A 5,068-nucleotide genomic window follows, 5' to 3' on the forward strand; every position below is an offset into this window, starting at 1 on the left:
CCGCGCGACCCGCCCGACCCGCGCGCGCAACCCGCCCAATCGCCGCCGCGACCCGTCCAGCCGCCGCCGCTCCAACGAGAAGAGCGTTCCGCGCACCTGCCTCTCGGGCGATGTGCGCGGAACGCTCTTCTCGTTGGGGCGGGACCGGACCGGTGGGGCGGCCCGACCGGGGGCTACTTCTCCAGGGCGTTGACCACCGTGAGCTCACCGTCGGAGTGCGAGACGCGGATGCGCTTCTTGTCGAGCTTGCCGACGGAGGTCTTGGGGATCTCGTCGACGAACGCGAACTTCTCCGGCACCTGCCACTTGGCCATCCTGGACTCGAGGTGCGCGCGCAGGTCCTCGACGTCGGGGTCGGCCACGCCCTCCTTGACCACGATCGTGGCCAGCGGGCGCTCGTCCCACTTGGGGTCGGGGATCCCGATCACGGCCGCCTCGGCCACGGCCGGGTGCTCGAGGAGGTAGTTCTCCACCTCCACGGAGGAGATCCACTCGCCGCCGGACTTGATGATGTCCTTGGCACGGTCGGTGAGCTGCAGGAACGCCTCGGGGCGGACGTAGCCGACGTCGCCGGTGCGCAGCCAGCCGTCGTCGAACGAGTCGGAGTTCTCCACCTTGTAGTAGCTGCCCGTGATCCAGGGGCCGCGCACCTGGAGCTCACCCACGGACTCGCCGTCCCAGGGCATTTCCTGGCCGGCGTCGTCGACGATCCGGGCCTTGACCCCCGCGATGAACCGGCCCTGCGTGGTGCGCAGGTCGAACTGCTTCTCCTCCGGCAGGTCCGCCTTCGGCCGCGACAGCGTGCCGATGGGCGAGGTCTCCGTCATGCCCCACGCGTGGATGATGTTGATCCCGTAGTTCTCCTTGAACTTGCGGATCAGCGCGGGCGGGCAGGAGCTGCCGCCCACGACCACGGCACGGAAGCTCGACATGTCGATCGGGTGATCGACGCTGTACGCGTCCACGGCCTGCCAGATCGTGGGGACGGCGGCGGCCAGGGTCGGCCGCTCGGAGGCGATCATCGCGGCCAGCGGCTCGGGCTGCAGGAAGCGCTCGGGCATGAGCAGTGAGGCACCCACCAGGAACGCCGCGTACGGCAGGCCCCACGACATCGCGTGGAACATGGGGACGATCGCCAGCACGTTGTCGTCGAGCGAGATGTCCATCCCGTCCGACATGCACACCTGCATCGAGTGGAGGTAGATCGACCGGTGCGAGTAGACGACGCCCTTCGGATCGCCCGTGGTGCCCGAGGTGTAACACATCGCGGCGCCGGAGTTCTCGTCGACCTCGGGCCACTCGAACTCGGTGGGCTGGGCCGCCAGAAGCGCCTCGTAGTCGTGCACCTGCACGCCCTCCGGGGCCTCGAGGTTCGCCGCACCGCCGCCGGTGACGATCACGTGCTCGACGGTCGAGAACCGCGGCAGCAGGGGCTGCAGGAGCGGGATCAGGCTCGGGTCGACGATCACGACCTTGTCCTCGGCGTGGTTGGCCACGAACTCGAGCTGGTCCGGGAACAGCCGGATGTTCAGGGGGTGGAGCACCGCGCCCATCGACGGGATGGCCAGGTAGGCCTCCATGTGCTCCGAGTTGTTCCACTGGAACGTCGCGACGCGCTGGTCTGCGTCGATCCCGAGCGAACGCAGCCCGTGGGCGAGCTGGGCCGCCCGCTTCCCGAGTTCGCCGAACGTGACTTTCCGCGGGCCCTGATCGGTCCAGGTGGTGACGACCGCGTCCGAGTGGACGGTCGCGCCGAACGTCAGGATGGTACTGATGTTCAGCTGTTCCGGCTGCATGGTGCTGCGCATGCGAGGGGCTCCTCACTCAGGGGGGTGTCGGGGGTCACTGCTGGACACGACTCTACCTGCCGTCCAGGGCGTCGAAGACCTCCTGGACCGTCTTCATGGCCGAGAGGGCCGCCGGCGCCCCGCAGTACCCCGAGGCGTGAATCACGGCCTCGGTGATCTCCTCGCGGGTGAGGCCGTTGGTCAGGCCGCCGCGCACGTGACCGGCCAACTCGGCGTTCGCCCGCAACGCCACGAGCATGCCGATGTTCAACAGGCTGCGGTCGCGGCGCCCGAGTCCCGGGCGGTCCCAGATATTCCCCCACACGTTCTCGGTGACCACGTACTGGAGGGCCTCGGAGGCGGTCCCCTCGGCCCGGCCCATCGCGCGGTCCACGAAGGCGTCGCCCATCACCCCGCGCCGGGTCGCGAAACCCCGCGACCGGAGTTCCGCGGCCGAAGGCCCCTCGCCTGAACCGTTCGTCGTCGTCATCTCGTGGTCCTTCCTGTCGGTGGGTGTCGGAGGGTGGTCACGGCCCATCCTGCCGTCGACCCGGGGGTCGGCTACCCTCGGAGGGTCCGGCTCCCCCGCCGGACACCCGTGGTGCCCGGCGGAAGTCGGTGTGAATCCGACGATGCCCGCGCAACTGTGATCCCGCCCCGAGCGGGCGCGCCGGGTCGGCCGGTACCGCGGCACCGTACGAACTGACCTCGCACGAAGGACGGTTGCGTGCCGCGGCGTCCGCGTCGCTGCCGAGCTGCTTTCGTCCTGGCGATCCCCGGAGGATGTCATGCACCTGTCTCGAGCCCGGACCACGCCGCGATCCCGCTCTCTGCTCGCCGCCGTCCTCACCACCGTCGCACTGGTCGCCACGGCCTGCTCCGGGGCGGACGACCCGGCGGCCGACCAGACCGACGGCACCGGCGCCGCCGCCTCGGGCGAGCCGCAGGCGATCATCTCGCTCAGCCCCACCACCACCGAGATGCTCTACGCCGTGGGTGCCGGCGACCGGGTGGTCGCGGTGGACGAACGCTCGAACTATCCCGCCGATGCGCCGGTCACCGACCTGTCGGGTTACACCCCGAACCTCGAGGCGATCCTCGGGTACCAGCCGGACCTGGTCGTGGCCACGGACGACACCGGCGACATCGTCTCCGGTCTCGAGCGGTCCGGGGTCGAGGTCCTGCTGCTCCCCGCCGCACGGACCCTGGACGACACGTACACCCAGATCGAACAGGTCGGCGCGGCCACCGGCACGGTCGGCGAGGCCGCCGAGCTGGTCTCGCGGATGCGGGGCGAGATCGACGAGATCGTGGCCTCGGTCCCCCGGCGTGAGACCCCGCTGACCTACTTCCACGAGCTCGACGACACCTACTACACCGTCACCGACGACACGTACATCGGCGAGGTGTACTCCCTGTTGGGGCTGACCTCCATCGCGACCGGCGGGGACGCCTACCCGCAGCTGTCCGAGGAACTGATCCTCGAGGCGGACCCCGACCTGGTGATGCTCGCCGACGGGCAGTGCTGCGGGATCACCCCGGAGGTCGTGGCCGAGCGTCCCGGCTGGGGCGAGCTCGCCGCGGTCAGGCAGGACCGCGTCTTCGTGGTCGACGAGGACCTGGCCAGCCGGTGGGGCCCGCGCGTGGTGGACTTCATGCGTGAGGTGGCCGGGATCATCTCCACACTGACTGTGAACGAATCACAGCCCGAGAGGGAACCTGCCTCGTGACCCGTGCGTCGCCCCGCCACGCCCTGGTGTTGGGCGGAGCGACAGTGCTCTTCCTCGTGGCGCTGGTGGCGGGCACGCTGGTCGGTCCCGCCGACCTCACCCCGCGGGGAGTCCTGCTCGAGCTGGTCGGGCGACTGCCGTTCGTGCACGTCGACTCGGGGTTCTCGCCTCGCCAGCAGGTGATCCTGTGGGAGATCCGGATCCCGCGGGTCGTGCTCGGCGGGATCGTCGGCGCGATGTTGGCGATCGCCGGTGCGACCTATCAGGGCGTGTTCCGCAACCCGCTCGCCGACCCCTATCTCCTGGGTGTCTCCAGCGGCGCCGGGCTGGGCGCGACGCTGGCGATCGTCGTGGGCGGGGCCATGGGTTCGGCGATGGTGCCCCCGGCGGCGTTCGTCGGCGGCATGATCGCGGTGATGGCCACCTACACCCTCGGCCGCAGTGTCGGTGGCGGTCGGACCGAGGTCGTGATCATCCTCGCGGGAGTCGCGGTCGCCGCGTTCGCGAGCGCCATCCAGACCTTCTTCATGCAGCGCAACGACGAGACCCTGAGGCAGGTGTACTCGTGGATGCTCGGCCGGCTCACGACCAGCGGCTGGTCCGAGGTGCTGACCGTGCTGCCGTACGTCCTGGTCTCGGTCGCGGTGATCGCCCTGTTCCGGCGCACCCTCGACGTGATGGCGGTGGGTGACGTCGAGGCCTCCACCCTCGGCATCGCCCCGGCCCGGGTGCGGCTGGTGCTCATCAGCGTCGCCACGCTGGGCACCGCCGCGGTCGTGTCCGTGAGCGGCCTGATCGGATTCGTCGGCATCGTGATCCCGCACGCCGTGCGGATGGTGATCGGCCCGGGCCACCGGTTACTCCTACCGCTGTCCCTACTGGTCGGCGCGAGTTTCCTCGTCCTGGCCGACATCGTGGCCCGCACCGCGGTGAGCCCGGCCGAGCTGCCGATCGGGGTCGTGACGGCGGCGATCGGGGCCCCGTTCTTCCTGTTCGTCCTGCGTCGGAGCCGGGGGCTCATATGACCTCCACCCCGGACGCCGGCGAAGCCCTGTCCTGCCGCGGTCTCCATGTGGCCCGTGACGCCGTGCCCGTCCTGCACGGGATCGACCTGGTCGTGCCCACCGGGACCTGGATCTCCCTGGTCGGGCCGAACGGCTCGGGCAAGACCACGCTGCTCTACGCCATGGCCGGGCTCATCCCGTCCCGTGGGGAGGTCGAGGTCATGGGTCTGTCGCCACGGAGGGCCGGGCGACGGCGGGTCGCCCGGATGGTGGCGCTCATGCCGCAACGCCCGGTCGTGCCCGAGGGCGTGAGCGCACGGGAGCTGATCCGGCTGGGCCGCACTCCCCACATCCCCCGCTTCGGCACCGAGTCGCCCCACGACCACGAGGTCGTCGAGGGAGTGATCGACAGACTCGCGCTGCACGACCTCGCCCCGCGCATCGCGACCACGCTGTCCGGGGGCGAGCTCCAGCGGGTGGTCCTGGGCCGGGCGCTGGCACAGGAGCCCCGGGTGTTGTTGTTGGACGAGCCGACGAGCGCCCTCGA

General features: G+C 70.5%; 5 protein-coding genes. 3 read left to right on the forward strand and 2 right to left on the reverse strand.

Annotated elements, in window-relative coordinates; translation table 11 throughout:
* Positions 1–173: 173 nt before the first annotated feature.
* Positions 174–1,808 (reverse strand): long-chain fatty acid--CoA ligase, encoded by a 1,635-nt coding sequence (locus G6022_RS07910; protein WP_182610385.1) that lies wholly within the window; start codon positions 1,806–1,808, stop codon positions 174–176.
* A 52-nt stretch (positions 1,809–1,860) separates the two neighbouring features.
* On the reverse strand, positions 1,861–2,277 hold the full coding sequence (locus G6022_RS07915) for a carboxymuconolactone decarboxylase family protein (RefSeq protein ID WP_179523766.1): 417 nt from the start codon (positions 2,275–2,277) through the stop codon (positions 1,861–1,863).
* A 298-nt stretch (positions 2,278–2,575) separates the two neighbouring features.
* On the opposite strand from G6022_RS07915, the gene G6022_RS07920 reads away from it, so the two are divergent.
* From G6022_RS07920 to G6022_RS07930, 3 genes are all read left to right on the forward strand, one after another.
* A complete protein-coding gene (locus G6022_RS07920) occupies positions 2,576–3,517 on the forward strand; it encodes an ABC transporter substrate-binding protein (RefSeq protein WP_182639776.1) in 942 nt (313 codons plus the stop codon).
* Positions 3,514–4,542 carry an iron ABC transporter permease gene (locus tag G6022_RS07925; protein WP_179523768.1) on the forward strand — a complete coding sequence of 343 codons (1,029 nt, stop codon included), beginning with the start codon at positions 3,514–3,516 and terminating at the stop codon, positions 4,540–4,542. The genes G6022_RS07920 and G6022_RS07925 overlap by 4 nt, the downstream gene beginning before the upstream one ends.
* A partial coding sequence (locus tag G6022_RS07930; RefSeq protein WP_182691320.1) for an ABC transporter ATP-binding protein occupies positions 4,539–5,068 on the forward strand: 530 nt, incomplete at its 3' end. The genes G6022_RS07925 and G6022_RS07930, both read left to right, overlap by 4 nt.

It is taken from the genome of Dietzia sp. Cai40 (assembly GCF_014145165.1).
GTDB classification, from domain to species: Bacteria; Actinomycetota; Actinomycetes; order Mycobacteriales; family Mycobacteriaceae; genus Dietzia; species Dietzia natronolimnaea.

Bases quoted from the DNA above. Each gene is read 5' to 3' on its own strand.
- G6022_RS07910 (WP_182610385.1), bottom strand. From the start codon at position 1,808: ATGCGCAGCACCATGCAGCCGGAACAGCTGAACATCAGTACCATCCTG.
- G6022_RS07915 (WP_179523766.1), bottom strand. From the start codon at position 2,277: ATGACGACGACGAACGGTTCAGGCGAGGGGCCTTCGGCCGCGGAACTC.
- G6022_RS07920 (WP_182639776.1), top strand. From the start codon at position 2,576: ATGCACCTGTCTCGAGCCCGGACCACGCCGCGATCCCGCTCTCTGCTC.